This window comes from Streptomyces sp. NPDC048481 (genome assembly GCF_043200075.1).
In the GTDB taxonomy this organism is placed as follows: domain Bacteria; phylum Actinomycetota; class Actinomycetes; order Streptomycetales; family Streptomycetaceae; genus Streptomyces.
Window position 1 is genome coordinate 37,167 of the sequence record NZ_JBICXC010000006.1, and the last position, 16,368, is coordinate 53,534.

17 protein-coding genes are annotated in these 16,368 nt (G+C 73.2%); 8 read left to right on the forward strand and 9 right to left on the reverse strand.

The features are described from left to right. Positions 1-16 precede the first annotated feature (16 nt). Together ACGFSH_RS19615 and ACGFSH_RS19620 are read right to left on the reverse strand one after the other, a co-directional pair. Positions 17-1,231: an acetyl-CoA C-acetyltransferase gene (locus tag ACGFSH_RS19615; protein WP_393350148.1), complete on the reverse strand. Its 1,215-nt coding sequence runs from the start codon at positions 1,229-1,231 to the stop codon at positions 17-19. A gap of 5 nt (positions 1,232-1,236) precedes the next feature. After that, positions 1,237-2,442: a CaiB/BaiF CoA transferase family protein gene (locus ACGFSH_RS19620; RefSeq protein ID WP_393350150.1), complete on the reverse strand. Its 1,206-nt coding sequence runs from the start codon at positions 2,440-2,442 to the stop codon at positions 1,237-1,239. A gap of 183 nt (positions 2,443-2,625) precedes the next feature. Here ACGFSH_RS19620 and ACGFSH_RS19625 point away from each other — a divergent pair, with 183 nt between their 5' ends. After that, on the forward strand, positions 2,626-3,798 hold the full coding sequence (locus ACGFSH_RS19625) for a saccharopine dehydrogenase family protein (RefSeq protein ID WP_393350153.1): 1,173 nt from the start codon (positions 2,626-2,628) through the stop codon (positions 3,796-3,798). A 73-nt stretch (positions 3,799-3,871) separates the two neighbouring features. On the opposite strand, the gene mmpA is transcribed toward ACGFSH_RS19625, so the two are convergent. Beyond that, on the reverse strand, positions 3,872-4,018 hold the full coding sequence (mmpA, locus tag ACGFSH_RS19630) for a morphogenic membrane protein MmpA (protein WP_393350155.1): 147 nt from the start codon (positions 4,016-4,018) through the stop codon (positions 3,872-3,874). Between the two features lie 120 nt (positions 4,019-4,138). Between mmpA and ACGFSH_RS19635 the strand changes: the two genes are divergently transcribed. After that, on the forward strand, positions 4,139-4,327 hold the full coding sequence (locus ACGFSH_RS19635) for a hypothetical protein (protein WP_393350157.1): 189 nt from the start codon (positions 4,139-4,141) through the stop codon (positions 4,325-4,327). On the opposite strand, the gene ACGFSH_RS19640 is transcribed toward ACGFSH_RS19635, so the two are convergent. From ACGFSH_RS19640 to ACGFSH_RS19650, 3 genes are read right to left on the reverse strand one after another with little or no spacing between them, the layout of a single operon-like run. Then, complete coding sequence (locus tag ACGFSH_RS19640) at positions 4,276-4,998, reverse strand: endonuclease V (protein ID WP_393350160.1); 723 nt, start codon at positions 4,996-4,998, stop codon at positions 4,276-4,278. The two genes, ACGFSH_RS19635 and ACGFSH_RS19640, sit on opposite strands and share 52 nt — an antisense overlap. Before the next feature lie 57 nt (positions 4,999-5,055). Beyond that, complete coding sequence (locus tag ACGFSH_RS19645; protein ID WP_393350163.1) at positions 5,056-5,385, reverse strand: plasmid stabilization protein; 330 nt, start codon at positions 5,383-5,385, stop codon at positions 5,056-5,058. Between the two features lie 50 nt (positions 5,386-5,435). Continuing rightward, positions 5,436-6,545: a WD40/YVTN/BNR-like repeat-containing protein gene (locus ACGFSH_RS19650; protein WP_393350166.1), complete on the reverse strand. Its 1,110-nt coding sequence runs from the start codon at positions 6,543-6,545 to the stop codon at positions 5,436-5,438. Positions 6,546-6,767: 222 nt separating this feature from the next. Between ACGFSH_RS19650 and ACGFSH_RS19655 the strand changes: the two genes are divergently transcribed. The 4 genes from ACGFSH_RS19655 to ACGFSH_RS19670 all read left to right on the forward strand — a co-directional run bounded on the left by ACGFSH_RS19655 (position 6,768) and on the right by ACGFSH_RS19670 (position 11,216). After that, a complete protein-coding gene (locus ACGFSH_RS19655) occupies positions 6,768-7,184 on the forward strand; it encodes an SsgA family sporulation/cell division regulator (protein WP_393350168.1) in 417 nt (138 codons plus the stop codon). 279 nt (positions 7,185-7,463) lie between these two features. Beyond that, complete coding sequence (locus tag ACGFSH_RS19660) at positions 7,464-9,086, forward strand: ABC-F family ATP-binding cassette domain-containing protein (RefSeq protein WP_393350170.1); 1,623 nt, start codon at positions 7,464-7,466, stop codon at positions 9,084-9,086. Positions 9,087-9,248: 162 nt separating this feature from the next. Further along, positions 9,249-10,025, forward strand: coding sequence for a dimethylargininase (gene ddaH / locus ACGFSH_RS19665; protein WP_393350173.1), 777 nt, complete (start codon positions 9,249-9,251; stop codon positions 10,023-10,025). Positions 10,026-10,241: 216 nt separating this feature from the next. Further along, positions 10,242-11,216, forward strand: coding sequence for an acyl-ACP desaturase (locus ACGFSH_RS19670; RefSeq protein WP_393350176.1), 975 nt, complete (start codon positions 10,242-10,244; stop codon positions 11,214-11,216). A gap of 231 nt (positions 11,217-11,447) precedes the next feature. On the opposite strand, the gene ACGFSH_RS19675 is transcribed toward ACGFSH_RS19670, so the two are convergent. Beyond that, positions 11,448-11,693, reverse strand: a complete 246-nt coding sequence (locus ACGFSH_RS19675; protein ID WP_329415393.1) for a WhiB family transcriptional regulator — start codon at positions 11,691-11,693, stop codon at positions 11,448-11,450. A 342-nt stretch (positions 11,694-12,035) separates the two neighbouring features. Here ACGFSH_RS19675 and ACGFSH_RS19680 point away from each other — a divergent pair, with 342 nt between their 5' ends. After that, a complete protein-coding gene (locus ACGFSH_RS19680) occupies positions 12,036-12,827 on the forward strand; it encodes a VOC family protein (RefSeq protein WP_393350179.1) in 792 nt (263 codons plus the stop codon). 67 nt (positions 12,828-12,894) lie between these two features. Here ACGFSH_RS19680 and ACGFSH_RS19685 read toward each other — a convergent pair whose 3' ends face one another. Further along, entirely contained in the window at positions 12,895-13,923 is a 1,029-nt protein-coding gene (locus ACGFSH_RS19685; protein WP_393350182.1) for a LacI family DNA-binding transcriptional regulator, read from the reverse strand. A gap of 147 nt (positions 13,924-14,070) precedes the next feature. Then, positions 14,071-15,111, reverse strand: coding sequence for a non-homologous end-joining DNA ligase (gene ligD / locus ACGFSH_RS19690; protein ID WP_393350184.1), 1,041 nt, complete (start codon positions 15,109-15,111; stop codon positions 14,071-14,073). 115 nt (positions 15,112-15,226) lie between these two features. On the opposite strand from ligD, the gene ACGFSH_RS19695 reads away from it, so the two are divergent. Then, positions 15,227-16,303 carry an ATP-dependent DNA ligase gene (locus tag ACGFSH_RS19695; protein ID WP_393350187.1) on the forward strand — a complete coding sequence of 359 codons (1,077 nt, stop codon included), beginning with the start codon at positions 15,227-15,229 and terminating at the stop codon, positions 16,301-16,303. Positions 16,304-16,368 lie beyond the last annotated feature (65 nt).

Here is a 16,368-nt window from a genome sequence, read left to right on the forward strand (position 1 = left end):
GGTTCCGCTGGGGTGGTCAGACGCGTTCGACGATCGTGGCGATGCCCATGCCGCCTCCGACGCAGAGGGTGGCCAGGCCGTAGCGCTTGTCCTGGCGTTCCAGCTCGTCGACGAGCGTGCCGAGGATCATGGCGCCGGTGGCGCCGAGGGGGTGGCCCAGCGCGATCGCGCCGCCGTTGACGTTCACCTTGTCCAGGGACAGCCCCATGTCCTTGACGAAGCGCAGGACGACGGCCGCGAACGCCTCGTTGATCTCGACGAGGTCGATGTCGTCGATGGTCAGGCCGGCCTTGGCGAGGGCCTTGCGGGTGGCGGGGGCGGGGCCGGTGAGCATGATCGTCGGCTCGGAGCCGGAGACGGCCGCGGAGACGATCCGCGCGCGGGGGGTGAGCCCGTGTCGCTCGCCGACCTCCTTGGTGCCGATGGCGACCAGGGACGCGCCGTCGACGATGCCGGAGGAGTTGCCCGCGTGGTGCACGTGGTCGATCTTCTCCACCCAGTGGTACTTCTGGAGCGCCACCGCGTCGAATCCGCCCAGCTCGCCGATGTCGGCGAAGGAGGGCTTCAGCTTGCCCAGCGACTCGGCGGTGGTGCCGGGACGCGGGTGTTCGTCGTGGTCGAGGACGACCAGCCCGGCGCGGTCCTTCACCGGGACGACCGAGCGGTCGAAGCGCCCTTCCTTCCAGGCCGTCGCCGCCCGCTCCTGCGACAGGGCCGCGTACTCGTCGACGTCCCGGCGGGAGAAGCCCTCGATGGTGGCGATGAGGTCGGCGCCGATGCCCTGCGGCACGAAGTTCACGGCCAGGTTGGTCATGGGGTCGTTGAACCAGGCGCCGCCGTCCGAGGCCATCGGCACCCGGGACATCGATTCCACGCCGCCCGCGAGGACCAGGTCCTCCCAGCCCGAACGGACCTTCATCGCGGCCAGGTTGACCGCTTCCAGGCCCGAGGCGCAGAAGCGGTTCTCCTGCACGCCCGCCACGGTGTCCGGCAGGCCGGCCGCGAGGGCGGCGATGCGCGCGATGTCGGATCCCTGGTCGCCCACGGGTCCGACCACGCCGAGCACGATGTCGTCGACGGCGGCCGGGTCGAGGCCGGGGAAGCGGTCGCGGAGCTCGTGGATGAGGCCGACGACCAGGTCGATGGGCTTCGTGCCGTGCAGGGCGCCGTTCGCCTTGCCGCGTCCGCGCGGGGTGCGGATCGCGTCGTACACGTACGCTTCGGTGCTCACAGAAGTCAGGCCTTTCGGGAGGGTGGGCCGGCCGGGCGGGGTCGGTCGCCCGGGGACACGGTGTTCGGGGAGGGCTGCTCGGGGTCCGTCACGAGGCCGGGGGCGTCCCAGTCGCGGGCGATCTCGTGGGTGTGGGCGCCGGGCAGGGCCGGCCCGGTGCGGACGGCCGTGGGCGTCGCGGAGAACCGGGGCGCGGGGGCCGGCTGGGTGATGCCGCCGTGGTCGGTGAAGGTGCCCCGGGCCGCGAGGTGCGGGTGGTGCGGAGCCTCGCGCAGCGAGAGCACGGGCGACACGCAGGCGTCGGAGCCGTCGAAGACGGCCGTCCACTCGTCGCGGGTGCGGGCCCGGAAACGGGCGGCGACCGCCTCGCGCAGCTCGCCCCAGCGCGTCCAGTCCCTGCGGGCGTCGCTGAGGTCCGAGAGGCCCAGCAGGCCGACGAACTCGTCGTAGAACTGCGGTTCCAGCGCGCCGACCGCCATGTGGCCGCCGTCGGCGGTCTCGTACGTCCCGTAGTACGGGCAGCCGCCGTCGAGGAGGTTGGCGCCGCGCCGGTCCTGCCAGCCGCCGGCCGCGAGCATGCCGTGGATCATCGCGGAGAGGTGGGCGACGCCGTCGACGATGGCCGCGTCGACGACCTGGCCGACTCCGCTCTCGCGCGCGTGGTGCAGGGCCGCGAGGACGCCGACCACCAGGTACAGGGAGCCGCCCGCGTAGTCGCCGAGCAGGTTGGCGGGGACGGGCGGCGGCTGGCCGGGGTCGCCGATCATGCCGAGTGCGCCGGTGAGGGCGATGTAGGAGACGTCGTGGCCCGCGCGCTGGGCGAGCGGTCCCTGCTGGCCCCAGCCGGTCATCCGGCCGTAGACCAGTCGGGGGTTGCGGGCGTGGCAGTCGGCGGGTCCGACGCCGAGGCGCTCGGCCACGCCCGGCCGGTTGCCCTCGATGAGGACGTCGGCGCGGGAGGCGAGGTCCAGGACGCGCGCGGGGCCGTCCGGTGCCTTCAGGTCGACGATCACCGAGCGCTTGTTGCGGTTGGTGACGTCCAGGGCGGGGTCGATGGCGAGGGAGACTCCGCCGGGGCGGTCCACACGGACGACGTCGGCGCCCAGGTCGGCCAGGAGCATGCCGGCGAAGGGGCCGGGGCCGATCCCGGCGAGCTCCACCACGCGTACGCCCGTCAGCGGGCCGTGCCCGGCCGTCGGTGCCGTCGTCATCCAGCCCCCTTGCTGTGACACAACCGATGTAACACCAGTGATGCTATGAACGCCGCGGAGCGGACACAAGAGCAGACCGAGCAAGCGCTTGGACACATTGGGGACACCTGCCGTCGGGCTCCGCACTCCTCACGCTAGCCTCAGCCACCGACAGCGGCGCGTGCTGCACGGCAAAGGGGTGTCATGAGCAGGCTGAAAAGGTCGGACCGTCCGTACGACATCGTGCTCTTCGGGGCCACCGGCTTCGTCGGGACGCTCACCGCGGAGTACCTGGCCGCGCACGCGCCCTCCGACGTCCGGTGGGCGGTCGCCGGACGGGACGAGACGAAGCTGCGGCGGCTGCGCGAACGGCTCGGCGTGGACGTGGGGGTGCTGCGGGCGGACGTCTCGGACCCGGCGTCACTGCGCGCCCTCGCGGAACACGCGCGCGTCGTGGCCACGACCGTGGGCCCCTACGTGCGCTACGGCGAGGAACTGGTGGCCGCCTGCGCGGACACCGGCGCCGACTACCTCGACCTCACCGGCGAGCCGGAGTTCGTGGACCTGATGTACGTGCGGCACGACGCACGCGCGCGGGAGACCGGAGCCCGGCTGATCCACGCGTGCGGCTTCGACTCGGTCCCCCACGACCTCGGCGCGTACTTCACCGTCCGGCAGCTGCCCGAGGGGGTGCCGCTGACCGTGGACGGCTTCGTGACCGCCGACGCCTCCTTCTCGGGCGGCACCTTCGCCTCCGCCCTCGGCCAGTTCGCGCGCGGCCGGCAGATGGCGGCAGCCGCGCGGGACCGGCGACGTCACGAACCGCGGCTGGTGGGCCGGCGGGCCACCGCACCGGTGGGCGCGCCCCGGTTCGCCCCCGAGGTCGGCGCCTGGGCCCTGCCGCTGCCGACCGTCGACGCGCAGATCGTGCTCCGGTCGGCGCGGGCGCTCCAGCGCTACGGCCCCGACTTCCGCTACCGGCACTACGCGGCGGTGCGACGGCTCCCGGTCGCCGTGGGCGGGGTCGCGGCCGTGGGCGCGCTGGCCGCCGCGGCCCAGCTCCCGCCGGCCCGGCGCTGGCTGTCCGGCCGGCTCAAGCCGGGCGAGGGGCCGAGCGCGCAGAAGCGGGCGCGCAGCTGGTTCTCGGTCCGGTTCGTCGGCGAGGGCGGGGGCCGCCGGGTGTACACCGAGGTCGCGGGCGGCGACCCCGGCTACGACGAGACGGCGAAGATGTTCGCCGAGGCCGCGCTGGCCCTGGCCTGCGACGCCCTGCCGCCGACCGCGGGGCAGGTCACCACGGCGGTGGCGATGGGCGACGCGCTGACCGAGCGGCTGACCCGGGCGGGCATCCGCTTCCGCGTCGCCGCTCGCCGCTGAGAGCTCCCGCGTCCCACCGCGCTCCCGGCGCCTCCCCGGCGCCCTTCTCGCTCCCGCCCTTCGCCTTCCGGCCTCAGAGCGGCCACTGGACGAGGGTGTAGATCATGCCTCCGATCCAGCCGAGCCCGGCCAGGACGGCGAGGACGAGAGCGGCGTTCACGGCACGCTCGACCGGTCGGTCCGGGTCGGCGAGGGGCTTCGGGGCGCGGTGCGTCGTCATGCGGCCCAGCCTGCCGATCGCACGGGCGTGCGGGCATCCGTACGGATACTCAGACGCCGTACTCAGATGCCGACGCCCGTGCGGACGACTCGGACGAGGGCTCTCGAGACGGGGAGCAGCGTGGAGTGCGTTCTCGAAGTCGGCGTCGGCGAGGGCACGGTGGCCCAGGACCCTGCGGGCGAGCCGGGGCGCGTCCTGCGGTACCGGAGCGGCGGCCTGAAGCATGACGCCCTGGAGGCCGGGAACGGCGCGGTCGTCTACGACTTCGCGGGCGCCGAGGTGGGTCGGTGGCGGATCGTCGCCTCCTGAAGCGCCTCGCGGCACAGGGAGTCCGCCCTGCGGGTCGTCTCCGGGAGGCGGAACCGCGGGGTGAGGGCCAGGGTGTGGGCGCAGGCGCCGTCCAGGCCGACACGGTGGCCCACGGACACGAACACGGGCTTCACCCCCGCACGGGTGCGCAGCGCCCGCCCCACCTCCTCGTCGCCGGCCAGCAGCGGGGACGCCGAGCCGCGCGGCGCGCCGGGGTCGTCGTAGGTGAAGACGAAGGGGTTCTTGGCGACGCCGATGGTGGGCAGCCCGGTGAGGACCCCGAGATGGCTGGCAAGGCCGAAGCGGCGCGGGTGGGCGAGCCCGTAGCCGTCGCAGACGATCAGGCCGGGCGGGCAGGGCAGCGCCTCCAGCGCGGCGAGCACGGTGGGGATCTCGCGGAACGCGAGCAGGCCGGGGACGTACGGGAAGGAAATCCGTCCGACGGCGGTCGCCTCGGCGACGACGTCGAGGCTCGTCGCGTCCAGGACGACGGCGGCCGCCGCGACGAGGTCCCGCTCGTCGTCGTAGGCGACGTCGACCCCGGTCACGTGTCCCCTCCCGGGGGGCGGGCCCGGCTGGTCGAGCACCACTCGGGCCCGCAGCTCGTCCTGGACGGCGCGGGCCTCCTCCTCGGTCGCGGGCCAGCCCGCGGGAATGCTTTCGGTCGTCATGGTGGTGACGAGCGTACGGCTCCTGCGGACGGGCCCGCGATCGTGTTTCCCCCGGTGTCAGCTCTTGCCGTCGAGGGCGCGCTGCAACTGGCTCTTGTTCATGTCCGAGCGGCCTTTGACGCCCCGCCGCTTGGCTTCCTCGTACAACTGGTCGTACGTGGGCCCCTGGGAGCCCTTGCCGGACCGCTGGCCGCCCCGCTTGCCGGACGACATGTCCTGCGTGGAGGTGCGGCTCGCGGTCTTCGACTCGCCGGAGCGGGCGCGTTCCTTGTTGACCGTCCGGGCGGCGATCTCCTTGGCACGGCCGGCGCTCTCACCCCGGTCCTGCGCGCTCTCCTTGATGTGCTCGTACTGTCGCTCCCGCTTGGGGCTGGAACCGCGTGGCATCGACGCTCACTCCTTTCGCGTTCGCGCCCTCCGGGTACCCGCAAAACGGCTCACCTCTCCAGGCGCGCGACCCGCCCCCGTTCGCCCGCGGCCCAGCATGCGCGGCCGCCGGCGCAGTCCACGGTGTCGTACGAGCCGGTGTCGACGGTGCGCCAGGTGCGGCCCGCGTCGAGGGTCAGGTCGGTTCCGGTGGGGCCGACCGCGAGGGCCGCGGAGCGGCTGCCCGGGATCCAGGCGACGCCGGAGCGGTAGGCGGGCGGGGGCGCGGCGGCGGGCCGCCAGGAGCGGCCGCCGTCCCCGGTGGTGGCCGCGGCCCGCGGGGACGGCTGGTCGGGGCGGTAGTCACCGCCGACGGCGAGACCGTGGGCCCGGTCGCGGAAGGCGACGGCGAAGACGCCACGGGCCGGGTCTCCCGCCGGGACGGGCGCGTCGGCGGCCTTCCACGTCCTCCCGCGGTCGGAGGAGTGCAGCACCCGCGCGCGTGCCGCGCCGCCGGTCGCCAGCCAGACGTCCGCGCGCCCGGCGGCGACCAGGCACTGCCCGCTCGCGGCGAAGCCCGCCTCGCCGTCCTGGGCGGCCGGCATTCCGCGGTCGGGCAGCACCTTCCAGGAGCGGCCGCCGTCGCTGGTCGACAGGATGCGGAACCGGCCGTCCACCGGATCGCTCACGGCGAGTCCGTGACGGGGGTCGAAGAAGGTCATGCAGTCGTAGAACGCGCGGACGTCGGTGTTGCGGAAGGACTCCGTCCAGGTCGCGCCGCCGTCCTGGGTGCGGTAGACACGCGACGCCTCGCCCTCGCCGATGGCCAGGAGCACCGCGTGGCGCGCGTCGAACGCCTCGACGTCGCGGAACTGGAGGTCGTCGGCGCCGGCCGGCGAGACGTCGTGCCAGCTCGCGCCGCCGTCGACGGTGCGCAGGACCGTGCCCGCGGTGCCGGCCACCCACGCGGTGTCGCGGTCGACCGCCGCGAGTCCGCGCAAGCGCACGGCGTCGGCGCCCGTGTCCTTGAGCGCCCAGTGCGGCGGCGCCGGGGCCCGGGTGTGCGCCTGGGCCGGCAGTGCGGTCAGGACCGCCAGCACCGCTCCGCAGGCCGCGGCCGCCGCCCTCGCGCCCGTACGTGCCGTCCGAATCGTGAGTCGCGTCTTCCCCAAGGGCCTCATGGCGGGCGAAGCTAGCCCACGGCTTTCACCGGCGTCCAGATGCCGAGATCGCCTCAGCCGCCCCGCAGGGCACGGGAAGAGTGGTGCGTCACTCCCGCGCATGAAGGCGGTGACCGAGGTCACTAGGAATGCGTGTGCACGGATCGGCCGGTTCCGGCGTCTCTTCCAGTGTCCGGACGCACCGCCCGGAGATTCGTCCCGCCGTCACGAGGGAGCAAGGCGTTGTCCAGCGTCATCGAGCAGCCCGTAGAGGCCCGCCTGGTCGCGGCCGCGCCGCGCATGCAGAGCATCCCCGCCACCCTGCACTACGACCGTCAGGATCCCTTCGCCGTCCGGATGACGTTCCCCGCGCCGGCGACCCTGGAGGGCGTCGAGGTCTGCTGGACCTTCGCCCGCGAACTCCTCTCGGCCGGTCTGCAGGACGCCGAGGGCCACGGCGACGTCCGGGTGCGTCCCTACGGGTACGACCGCACGGTGCTGGAGTTCCACGCGCCCGAGGGCACCGCCGTGGTGCACGTGCACTCGGCCGACATCCGCCGCTTCCTCCAGGCCGCGGGCGAGCTGGTGCCCGCCGGCACCGAACACCGGCAGCTCGACCTCGACCACGACCTGGCGGAACTGATGCGGGACGCCTGCTGACCCTTCTTTAATCCTTTGACAGCTTTCCCGAGCCCTCCTACGGTGTGAACGGTTCTGTTGCCGCCGATCGGAGAAGGACGTTGCTCGTCTGAGGTCATGAGACACCCGCGCCACACCTCTTGCGTGTGCGTGCTGCGTGCGACCTCGGCCTGTGAGCCGTCCCTGCGGAGCGGGACCTTTTCGCTGTCCTGCCGCGCTCCCCCGCCCCGGCGGTGGTCGCCGCCTTCCGGTGTCTCGACACGTGTCGCCCTGACCGCACACGCAACCGCGAGGCCCGCTTTGAGTCATTCCATCACCTGCACCTCCCTCGATTTCGCCTGGCCCGACGGCACCCCCGTCTTCGAAGGGCTCGACGTCGCCTTCGGCCCCGGCCGCACCGGACTGGTCGGCGTCAACGGCTCCGGCAAGTCCACCCTGCTGAAGCTGATCGCCGGAGAACTCGCCCCCGCCGACGGTACGGTCCGCGTGGCCGGCGAGATCGGCCATCTCCCGCAGAACGTCACCCTGGACACCTCCCTGAGGGTGGACGCCGCGCTCGGCATCGCCGCCCGGCGGGCCGCCCTGCACGCCATCGAGGCCGGTGACGTGTCCGAGGAGCACTTCGAGACCGTCGGCGACGACTGGGACGTCGAGGAACGCGCCCTGGCCACCCTCGGCGAGCTGGGACTCGGCCATGTCGGCCTCGACCGCACCGTGGGCGAGGTGTCCGGCGGCGAGTCGGTCCTGCTGCGGCTGGCCGCCCTGCTGCTGCGCCGGCCGGACGTCCTGCTGCTGGACGAGCCGACCAACAACCTCGACCTCTACGCGAGACGACGGCTGTACGCGGCCGTCGAGGCCTGGCCGGGCGTCCTGGTCGTGGTCAGCCACGACCGTGAGCTGCTCGATCTGGTCGACCAGATCGCCGACCTGCGCTCGGGGGAGGTCACCTGGTACGGCGGCAACTTCTCGGCGTACGAGGAGGCCCTGGCCACCGAGCAGGACGCGGCCGAGCGCATGGTGCGCGTCGCGGAGGCCGACCTGCGCCGGCAGAAGCGCGAACTGGCCGACGCCCAGGTCAAGCTGGCCCGCCGCAGGCGGTACGGGCAGAAGATGTACGAGCAGAAACGCGAGCCGAAGATCGTCATGGGGGCGCGCAAGCGCGCGGCGCAGGAGTCCGCGGGCAAGCACCGCATCATGCACGAGGAGAAGCTCGCCGAGGCCAGGGAGCGGCTCGACGACGCCGCCGAGGCCGTACGCGACGACGACGAGATCCGCGTCGACCTGCCCCACACGGCCGTGCCGCCGGGGCGCGAGGTCCTCACCCTGATGGACCTGCGGCTCGCGTACGGCGCGCGCGTGCGGGGCGGTTTCGACCTGCGCGGCCCCGAGCGGATCGCGCTCGTGGGGCGCAACGGCGCGGGCAAGACGACGCTGCTGCGCACGATCGCCGGGGAACTGGCGCCGGAGGCGGGCGAGGCGCACGCGCGCGTGCCGCTGCGTTTCCTGCCGCAGCGTCTCGACGTCCTGGACGGCGAGCTGACCGTGGCCGAGAACGTGGCCCGGTTCGCGCCGGGAGCCACCAACAACCGGGTGCGGGCCCGGCTGGCCCGCTTCCTGTTCCGGGGCGCCCGCGCCGACCAGAAGGCGGCGACGCTGTCCGGCGGGGAGCGCTTCCGGGCCACCCTGGCGGCCCTGATGCTGGCCGAGCCCGCGCCGCAGCTGCTGATGCTGGACGAGCCGACCAACAACCTCGACATGGCCAGCGTGCGTCAGCTCACCACGGCGCTGGAGTCCTACGAGGGGGCCTTGATCGTGGCCAGCCACGACCTGCCCTTCCTGGAGTCCGTCGGCATCACCCGGTGGCTGCTGCTGGACGGGGAGCTGCGGGAGACGACGGCGGAGGAGGTGGCGGGCCCGGTGTAGGAATCCGCGCGCGGGCCGCGCGGGCCGCGCGGGCCCCCGCGGGTCTCAGGAGGGGCACATTGTTACTGCGGGGTTTCGTGGTGGCGGTCCCGCGCTGCATGATGGCTGACCGGCGCCGCGTCACCAGGCGCCGGTCGTGCCACCCGATTCGGAGACCTGGACGTGCCCAGCAAGAAGGCCCTCATCCGCCGCCCCAGCCCGCGCCTCGCCGAAGGCCTGGTCACGCACGTCGAGCGGGAGAAGGTCGACGTGGAGCTCGCCCTGGAGCAGTGGGAGGCCTACGCCGAGGCGCTGCGCACGCACGGCTGGGAGACCGTCGAGGTCGACCCCGCCGACGACTGCCCGGACTCCGTGTTCGTCGAGGACACGGTGGTCATGTACAGGAACGTCGCCCTGATCGCGCGCTCCGGCGCCGAGTCCCGGCGCGACGAGACGCTCGGCGTCGAGGAGGCCGTGGCCCGTCTGGGCTGCTCGGTGAACTGGATCTGGGAGCCGGGCACGCTGGACGGCGGCGACGTCCTCAAGGTGGGCGACACGATCTACGTCGGCCGGGGCGGACGGACCAACGCGGCCGGCGTCCAGCAGGTGCGGGCCGCCTTCGAGCCGCTGGGGGCGCGGGTGGTGGGCGTGCCGGTGAGCAAGGTGCTGCATCTGAAATCGGCGGTCACGGCGCTGCCGGACGGCACGGTGATCGGCCACATCCCCCACGTGGACCGCCCGTCGCTGTTCCCCCGCTTCCTTTCGGTGCCCGAGGAGTCCGGCTCGCACGTGGTGCTCCTCGGCGGCCCGCGGCTGCTCATGGCGGCCGGCGCGCCGAAGACGGCCGAACTGCTCGCCGACCTCGGGCACGAGCCCGTCGTGGTCGACATCAGCGAGTTCGAGAAGCTGGAGGGCTGTGTGACGTGCCTCTCTGTGCGGTTGCGTGATCTGTACGCCTGACCGGGCGAACCGATCACCCTTTCGGCCCTGGGACCTGCGGTTCCCGGGCCGATCGGACGGGACCGGAACGCTGGACGCAACACTGCTGATCAGCGAGGCTTACGCGGCATTTAACCTACGGTTTCGTAACCTACGCATACGTAGCCTACGATTCCGTAAGTTCCGGTCTCGCTCGCCGGAGTGTTCCGCTCCGCTTCACGTCCCCCTGGAGTTCTCGTGACGATCGCTTCCCCTCATCTCGGCAGCCCCGCCGTCTGGACCGACGCCAAGCTGCTGTACGCGCTGGAGGAAGTGGTCGAGACCGAACTGAACCGGCACCTGAAGGTCACCAAGGACTGGATGCCGCACGAGTACGTGCCGTGGAGCGACGGCCGCAACTTCCCCGGCTTCTTCGAGGACGGCGAGGCCTGGGACAAGGAGCAGTCCAAGGTCACCGAGATCGGCCGGATCGCGCTGGTCGTGAACCTGCTGACCGAGGACAACCTGCCCAGCTACCACCACGAGATCGCCTCGCTCTTCGGCCGCGACGGCGCATGGGGCACCTGGGTGCACCGCTGGACGGCGGAAGAGGGCCGGCACGGCATCGTCATGCGCGACTACCTGCTCGCCTCGCGCGCGGTGGACCCGGACAAGCTGGAGCACTTCCGCATGTCCCACATGAGCGAGGGCTTCGAGTCCGACAACCGGCACTCGATGCTCCACTCGGTCGCCTACGTCGCCTTCCAGGAGCTGGCGACCCGCGTCTCGCACCGCAACACCGGCCACCAGTCCGGCGACCCGGTCTGCGACCGCATGCTGGCGCGCATCGCGACCGACGAGAACCTGCACATGGTCTTCTACCGCAACCTCCTGAAGGCCGCGTTCGACCTCGCCCCCGACATGACCATGCAGGCCGTGCGGGACGTGCTGGTCAACTTCCGCATGCCCGGCCACGGCATGCCCGGCTTCGAGCGGTTCGCCGCGCAGATGGCCATCGGCGAGGTCTACAACCTGCGCATCCACCACGACGATGTCATCCAGCCCGTGCTGCGCTTCCTGAAGATCATGGAGATCGACGGCCTCGGCCCGGAGGGGCAGAAGGCGCAGGAGGAGATCGGCCTGTACATGGGCGGGCTGGACGCCGAGGCGCTGAAGTTCGACGAGAAGCTGGCCGCCCGCAAGGCCCGCATGGCGGCTCGCGCGGCGGGCTGACCCACTCGGCCCCGGCCGCCCCGACGCACGTCGACGGCCGCCCGCACTTCGACGGCCCGCACGGGGAGAACGCTCCCCGGTGCGGGCCGTTCGACGTCCCGCGGGGACGCCGGTCCGCCCCCGCCTCCCGCGTCTTTCGTCCCGCGACGCCCCGCACCACGATTCCCGACCGCACCCCCGCGACGCGGTCGCCCGGAACCCCGGCTCTCCTCTGCCTCCCGGTCGGCCCGGTCAGTGCGCCGTGCGCCTGATCTCCAGCCGCTCCTTCTCGGAGAGGCCGCCCCAGACGCCGAAGCGCTCGTCGTTGGCCAGGGCGTAGTCGAGGCAGGCCGGGCGCATCTCGCACATGCCGCAGATGCGCTTCGCCTCCCGTACGGAGCTGCCGGGCTCGGGGAAGAAGAACTCCGCCCCGGTCTGTGCGCACAGCGCTTCCCGCTGCCAGGTGAGATCGGGTGTGGGAATCGTGTCGGTGTACATGGCGAGGATCGTGCCCGGCGGCGCAAAACGTTCGATCAACGCCCGATATACGCGCGCCTCGGCCGGGCCGGACCCGGCCCCTCCGGATGTCCGGGCCCCGATGACTCAGGCCCCCGCGCCCCGATGATGACCGGGCGACCGCGGCGGCGCACGGCGGCGCGCGCGGACACGGCCTCCGCGGCCGCGGAGGCGGCTCCCCTTGCGGCTGCGACTGCCCCTCCGGTGGCGGTCGTGCCCGCCCTCGATCGCCGACGACCCGCGGGGCGCACTCCGGCAGCGATTGTCAGTGGTCGGTGCCAGACTCGGCAGTGCATGGACGGGACCCCTGCGAGGAGGGCGATGATGCTCACCACCCGTTTCGTCGACGGCGCTCCGAACTGGATCGACGTCGGCACGACCGACATCGACGGCGCCACCGCGTTCTACGGCGCTCTCTTCGGCTGGACCTTCCGGTCGGCGGGACCCGACGCGGGCGGCTACGGCTTCTTCCAGCTGGACGGGAGGACCGTGGCGGGCGGCATGCAGACCACTCCCGAGCAGGGCCCGCCGTCCTGGACGGTGTACTTCGCGACGTCGGACGCCCGGGCCACGGCCAAGGCCGCCGAACAGGCGCACGGCCGAGTCGCCGTGGCGCCGATGGACGTGATGGGCGAGGGCCGCATGGCGGTCCTGACCGACCAGGCGGGGGTCCCGTTCGGCCTCTGGCAGCCCGGCCGCACCGAGGGCGTGGACGTGGCGAACGAACCGGGCTCGCTGTGCTGGGTGGAGCTCTACACGCCGGACATCGCCGCGGCGGCCGCCTTCTACCACGCGACGCTGGGGCTGGAGACGTACGCCGTCCCCTTCCCGGGCGGCGCCTACACCTGCGTCAACCCGGCCGGCGCCGACGAGGACGCGATGTTCGGCGGCATCGTCCCGCTGTCCGACGATCCCACCGAGGCGGGGTCACCGGCGCACTGGCTGCCGTACTTCGAGGCCACCGACGTGGACGCGGTGGTCGCCAGAGCCCGGGAACTCGGCGGCGCCGTGCGGATGCCCGCCACGGACGTCGAGGGCGTCGGCCGCATCGCCCGGCTCGCCGACCCCTACGGCGCCCGCTTCGCCGTGATCAGGAACGCACCCCGGGAGCAGTGAGCCGCGACGGCCCCCGCCCCCGCACCACGCCCGGCGGGCGCAAGGCGCGCGACGGGGGCGGGCCAGCCTACGCCGAGGCCCGGCGCACCAGCGTGGTGGGCAGGACGACTCCGCCGCCCGCTTCCTCGTCGGCGCCTCGACGGTCGAGCCGGCGCAGCAGGAGACGGGCCATGATCCGGCCCATCTCCTCGATGTCCTGACGGACCGTCGTCAGCGGCGGGTCGGTCTGTTCCGCGACGGCGAGCATGTCGTCGAAGCCCACGACGGCGACGTCCTGCGGCACGCGCCGTCCGCGTTCGCGCAGCACCCGCAGGACGCCCGAGGCCATCAGGTCGTTGGCGGCGAACACGGCGTCGATGTCCGGGCAGCGGTCCAGGAGTTCGCGCATGGCGCGCTCGCCGCCGCCGGGAGTGAAGTCGCTCTCGACCACGAGCAGCGGCTCGGCGTCGCCCACCACCTGCCGGTATCCGTCGAGCCGGTCCGCAGCCGAGGTCTGGTCGAGGGGACCGCTGATGTGGGCGACACGGGTGCGGCCGAGGCCGGTCAGGAGGCGCACGGCGTCGCTTGCGCCGCCCCGGTTGTCGCTGTCCACGTAGACGACGTCCCGCGTGCCGTCGCTCCAGCCGGGCCGCCCGCCGAACACCGTCGGCACGGCGACGTCCTGGATCAGGCGGGGCAGCGGGTCGTCGAGGTGCAGCGAGAAGACCAGCGCCCCGTCGACATGGCCGCCGGCGAGGTAGCGGGCCACGCGGGCGTGGTCGTCGCGGCCCTCGGTCAGCAGCAGTACCAGCTGGTTGTCGTGGGCCGTCAGCTCCTTGCTGATGCCGCGCAGCTGGAGAGCGAAGAACGGGTCGGCGAAGACCCGCGTCTCCGGTTCGGCGATGATGACGGCGACCGCGTCGTGCCGCCTGGTGACCAGGCTGCGCGCCGCCTGGTTGGGCACGTAGCCGAGTTCGTCCACGGCCTGCCGCACCCGTTCGACGAGCGGCTCCCGCACGCCGTCCCCGCCGTTGACGACCCGCGACACGGTCGCCCGGGAGACTCCGGCCCGCGCTGCCACGGCCTCCAGCGTGGGACGCGGCGCTGTCTCGCTCACTTCAGGGCTCCTCCTGGCCGGCTGCCGATCAGGATAGCTCCGCGCGGGAGCCACACGGTGAGAGCGCTCTCATCGCCGGCACGCAGACGCCGTCGCCGTCGAGGCCGGGTCGTGGGGGCGTCGTCGCTCGAAGGCCGCCGGGTCACGTCAGTGGGCCGGCTCCTGCCCGCCCGGGGTGTCCTCGTGCCGCGCCCGGCTCGGCTGCACCCGTTTGGGCTCCCCCGGCATCTTCGGATACTCCGGCGGATAGGGCAGGTCGCCCAGGCCGTGCTCGTGTTCGTCGCGCCGGGCGAGGTCGAGAAGGGCGTCGAGGGAGAAGGCGTGGTCGTCCATGTCGGCGTGCACGTCGCCGAGTTCGGCGTAGCGGGCCGGCATGGTCGCGATGTCGAAGTCACGGGGGTGCGCCGTGCCGACCTCGTCCCAGCGCAGCGGCGCCGAGACGGGGGCGTGCGGGCGGGGGCGCACGGAGTAGGCGGAGGCGATGGTGCGGTCGCGGGCGGTCTGGTTGTAGTCGAGGAAGATGCGCTCGCCGCGCTCCTCCTTCCACCACTTGATCGTCACCTGCTCCGGCATCCGGCGTTCCATCTCCCGGCCGACGGCGATGGCGGCGCGCCGGACCTGTGTGAAGGTCCAGCGGGGCTCGATCGGCACGAAGACGTGCAGGCCGCGGCCGCCGGAGGTCTTGGGCCAGCCCCGCAGTCCGCCGAACTCGTCGAGCACGGCGCGCAGTTCGTGCGCGGCGCGGACCGCGTCGTCGAAGTCGGTGCCGGGCTGCGGGTCGAGGTCGATGCGCAGTTCGTCGGGGTGGTCGACGTCGGCGCGGCGCACCGGCCAGGGGTGGAAGGTCAGGGTGCCGAACTGGGCGGCCCACAGGACGGCCGCCTCCTCCGTGGGGCACATCTCGTCGGCGCTGCGGCCGCTGGGGAACGTGATGTGCGCGATCGGGATCCAGTCGGGCATGTTCTTCGGCGCCCGCTTCTGGAAGAAGGACTCGCCGGTCACTCCGTCGGGGTAGCGCTCCAGGGTGGTGGGGCGGTCGCGCAGAGCGCGCAGGATGCCGGGGGCGACGGCCTGGTAGTAGCGGGCGAGGTCCAGCTTGGTGAAGCCGCGCTCCGGGAAGAAGACCTTGTCCGGGCTGGACAGCCGTACCGTCCGCCCGGCCAGTTCCAGTTCCACCGCATCGCCCATGCGAGCCACGGTAGGCACACCGCCGTCACCTCGCATCACCACGCGAACCGGCAGCAGTGCCCCCATGGGTGTGCACACCGGGCGATCCGGGCGGCCCTCGCGCAGAATCGGGAGCATGGACCTGCCGGTGATGCCGCCCGTGAAGCCGATGCTCGCCAAGTCGGTGGCGGCCATCCCGCCGGGCATGCAGTACGAGGCGAAGTGGGACGGCTTCCGGGCTATCGTGTTCCGCGACGGGGACGAGATCGAGCTGGGCAGCCGTACCGGGAAGCCTTTGACCAGGTATTTTCCCGAGCTGGTGGAGGCGCTGCGGGAGCGGGTGCCGGCGCGGTGCGTGCTGGACGGGGAGATCGTGATCGCCCGGGAGGGGCGGCTCGACTTCGACGCCCTGACGGAGCGCATCCACCCCGCGGCCTCGCGGGTGCGCACGCTCGCCGAGCGGACCCCGGCCTCGTTCGTGGCCTTCGACCTCCTGGCGCTGGCCGACACCTCGCTGCTGGACGTGCCGCTGACCGACCGGCGCGAGCTGCTGAGCCGGGCGCTGGCCGGGGTGTCGGCGCCCGTGCATCTGGCGCCGGCGACGACCGACGTCGAGGTGGCCCGGCAGTGGTTCGAGGAGTACGAGGGCGCGGGCCTCGACGGGGTGATCGCCAAGCCGCTCACCCTGCGCTACCTCCAGGACGAGCGCGCCATGTTCAAGGTGAAGCACGAACGCACCGCCGACGTCGTCGTCGCCGGGTACCGCCTGCACAAGAGCGGGCCGGTGGTGGGCTCCCTGCTGCTGGGCCTCTACGACGACCGGGGCGCGCTCCAGCACGTGGGCGTGTCCGCCGCGTTCACCATGAAGCGTCGGGCGGAGCTGGTCGAGGAGCTGGAGCCGCTGCGTCTGCCGGACGCGGCCGAACACCCGTGGGCGGCCTGGTCGGAGGAGGCCGCGCACGAGACGGCGCGGCTGCCGGGTGCGCCGAGCCGCTGGTCCGGCAAGAAGGACCTGTCCTGGGTTCCGCTGCGGCCCGAGCGCGTGGCCGAGGTGGCCTACGACCACATGGAGAACGGGGCGCGCTTTCGGCACACGGCCCGCTTCCGCCGCTGGCGCCCGGACCGCACCGCGTCCAGCTGCACCTACGCGCAGCTGGAGGAGCCGGTCCGCTACGACCTGGCGGAGATCCTGGGCGCACCGCCCAGGACCTGAACACCGGCGGCCGGACGCGGGGGTGAATCGCGGACCGCCGGATGCGCGGACCGCCGGAGGTCGGG

What these genes read in the sequence shown, in the direction of transcription:
- ACGFSH_RS19650 (WP_393350166.1), bottom strand. Translation starts at nt 6,545, where the DNA reads ATGAGGCCCTTGGGGAAGACGCGACTCACGATTCGGACGGCACGTACG.
- ACGFSH_RS19695 (WP_393350187.1), top strand. Translation starts at nt 15,227, where the DNA reads ATGGACCTGCCGGTGATGCCGCCCGTGAAGCCGATGCTCGCCAAGTCG.
- ACGFSH_RS19645 (WP_393350163.1), bottom strand. Translation starts at nt 5,385, where the DNA reads ATGCCACGCGGTTCCAGCCCCAAGCGGGAGCGACAGTACGAGCACATC.
- ACGFSH_RS19680 (WP_393350179.1), top strand. Translation starts at nt 12,036, where the DNA reads ATGCTCACCACCCGTTTCGTCGACGGCGCTCCGAACTGGATCGACGTC.
- ACGFSH_RS19625 (WP_393350153.1), top strand. Translation starts at nt 2,626, where the DNA reads ATGAGCAGGCTGAAAAGGTCGGACCGTCCGTACGACATCGTGCTCTTC.
- ligD (WP_393350184.1), bottom strand. Translation starts at nt 15,111, where the DNA reads ATGGGCGATGCGGTGGAACTGGAACTGGCCGGGCGGACGGTACGGCTG.
- ACGFSH_RS19675 (WP_329415393.1), bottom strand. Translation starts at nt 11,693, where the DNA reads ATGTACACCGACACGATTCCCACACCCGATCTCACCTGGCAGCGGGAA.
- mmpA (WP_393350155.1), bottom strand. Translation starts at nt 4,018, where the DNA reads ATGACGACGCACCGCGCCCCGAAGCCCCTCGCCGACCCGGACCGACCG.
- ACGFSH_RS19620 (WP_393350150.1), bottom strand. Translation starts at nt 2,442, where the DNA reads ATGACGACGGCACCGACGGCCGGGCACGGCCCGCTGACGGGCGTACGC.
- ACGFSH_RS19640 (WP_393350160.1), bottom strand. Translation starts at nt 4,998, where the DNA reads ATGACGACCGAAAGCATTCCCGCGGGCTGGCCCGCGACCGAGGAGGAG.